General features: G+C 64.6%; 1 protein-coding gene. It reads right to left on the reverse strand.

Translation table 11 applies throughout. The annotated features are described in order from the left end of the window. On the reverse strand, positions 1–2,738 hold a 2,738-nt coding region (locus DTP52_RS30970; protein WP_146206895.1), incomplete at both ends, for a condensation domain-containing protein.

A 2,738-nucleotide genomic window follows, 5' to 3' on the forward strand; every position in this document is an offset into this window, starting at 1 on the left:
GGCTCGCCGATGGGGCTGCTGGCGTCCTGTTCCAGATCCGCTATCGACAGCGGACGGTAAGTCACGTGCACGGTGGTTTCGGTGATGCCGTACATGTTGATCAGTTGCGGTGCCGCATCGCCGAAACGCTCGAACCACGGGCGCAAGGACTTGACGTCCAGCGCCTCGCCGCCGAACACCACGTAGCGCAAGGCATTGCTTCGCGAGTCGGCGCAAGCCTCGTGCATCAATTGCTTGAACGCCGATGGCGTCTGGTTGAGCACCGTCACCCCGGCGTCGCACAGCAACTCGTGGAACTGCTGCGGAGAACGGCTGATGTCGTACGGCACGATCAACAGCTCACCACCGTGGAGCAGTGCGCCGAAGATTTCCCAGACCGAGAAATCGAACGCGTAGGAATGGAACAGGCTCCAGACATCCACCGCACCGAAGTTGAACCACGGCTCGGTGGCCTCGAACAGGCGCAGCACGTTGTGATGCGGCAGCAAGGTGCCCTTCGGGTTGCCGGTGGAACCGGAGGTGTAGATCACATAAGCGAGGTTTTCGGCGTCCATCGCCACCTGCGGATCGCTGTCGGCGAATACGCTGACGTCGGCGTCCAGCAGCAGCGTTTGCACACCGTCCGGCACTGGCAGCTGATCGACCAGGGCCGCTTGGGTCAGCAGCAAACCGATGCCACTGTCCTGCATCATGTAGGCCAGACGATCCTGGGGATACGTCGGGTCCAGCGGCACGTAGGCACCGCCGGCCTTGAGGATTGCCAACAGGCCCACCAGCATGTCGAAACCACGCTCGGCCGCCAGCCCCACCAGTACATCCGGGCCAACGCCGTGGGCGATCAACTGATGGGCGCGACGGTTGGCCTGGGCGTTGAGGGCGCCGTAGGTCAGGGTTTGGGCGTTGAAACGCAAAGCGACGGCATCAGGACGCAAACGCGCCTGTTCGGCGATGCGCTGATGCAGGCAGGTCTCGCCCGGGAAGCTGCGCGGCGCCGGGTTCCATTGGCCGATGTGCTGCTGTTGCTCGGCGGCCGTCAGCAGCGGCAGTTCACCGATGCGTTGCCGGGGATTGGCGACGATGCCGTGCAGCAGGTTCAACCAGTGCTCGGCCATGCGTTGCACGGTGCTGGCGTCGAACAAATCGGTGGCATAGGTCAGCGCCGCACCGAGTTCACCCTCGGCTTCCAGGGTGTCAAGGGTCAAGTCGAACTGGGCGGTCTGGCTTTCCCATTCCTGGGCCTTGATCACCAGCCCGGGCAGCGCCGGCAGTGCCTGGCGTGCGACGCTCTGGTGGTTGTACAGCACCTGGAACAACGGGCTGTGGCTCAGGTTGCGCTCAGGCCGCAGCGCCTCGACCAGTTGTTCGAACGGCAGGTCCTGATGAGCCTCGGCGCCGATGGCCGCCTGTTTGACCTGGGCCAGCAACGCGCTGAAACGCTGCTGCGGATCGACCTCGGCCTTGAGCACCTGGGTGTTGACGAAGAATCCGATCAGGCCTTCGGTTTCCACCCGGTTGCGGTTGGCGATGGGCACGCCGACACGGATGTCCGACTGGCCGCTGTAGCGATGCAGCAAGGCCTGGAACGACGCCAGCAAAACCATGAACAACGTGCTGCCTTCGCGCTGGGCCAGCTGTCGCAACTGTTGGCCCAGGACCGGCGGCAGGTCGATGGCCAGGCGGGCGCCGGCAAAGCTCTGCCGGTTCGGGCGCGGCCGGTCGGTGGGCAGCGCCAGCAACGGCTGCTCGCCCCCCAGCACCTCGGTCCAGTACGCCAGTTGCCGTTCCCGTTCGCCGGCGTCCATCCACTGACGTTGCCACACCGCGTAATCGGCATACTGGATCGGCAGCTCGGCCAATGCCAGGGTCCCACCCTGGCTGCACGCGGCATAACCTTGTATCAGTTCCTGCACCAACAATTGCATCGACCAGCCATCGGAGACAATGTGGTGCTGGGTCAGCACCAGCACATGCTCGTCGGCCGCCACCCGCAACAGACCAACCCGCAGCAACGGGCCGTTTTGCAGGTCGAATGGCTCGGCGATCTGCTGGCGGACGAAGGCCTGGATCTGTTCGTGACCACCGTCGAGAATCTGCGGGATCACCACCGGGTTCATCTGCTCGTGAATGACTTGGAACGCTTGCTCATCGACCTGGACGAAGGTGGTGCGCAGGCTCTCGTGACGCTGCACCAGGGCGGCGAAACTCTGTTGCAAGGCCTCCAGGTCCAGGTCGCCCTGAATCCGCAGCGCCGCCGGAATGTGGTACGCCGCGCTGTCCGGCTCCATCTGCCAGAGGAACCACTGGCGTTGCTGAGCGTAGGACAGCGGCAGCGGCGCCTGGTCCCGGGCAAGCCGCGGGATGCTCGCCGGCCGTGCCACGTCGCTGTGCACCAGCGCAGCCACACAAGCCTCCAGGCTGGCGTTCTCGAACAACTGGCGCAGTTGCAGGTTCAGGCCGAGCGCCTGGCGAATACGCGAGACCATCTGTGTCGCCAGCAGCGAATGGCCGCCCAGCTCGAAGAAGTTATCGCTCAAGCCGACCCGCTCGACTTTGAGCACGTCTTGCCAGATCGTTGCGATCTGTTGCTCCCGTTCACTTCGCGGCGCCACGTAGGCCTGCTGGATCTGGCTGGCGTCGGCGCCCGGCAAGGCCTTGCGATCGAGCTTGCCGTTGGCGGTCAGCGGCCATTGCTCGAGGAACAGCAGGTGCGTCGGCACCATGTAGTCCGGCAGCTCGGC

This window comes from Pseudomonas sp. 43mfcvi1.1 (genome assembly GCF_900115935.1).
Lineage (GTDB): Bacteria > Pseudomonadota > Gammaproteobacteria > Pseudomonadales > Pseudomonadaceae > Aquipseudomonas > Aquipseudomonas bijieensis.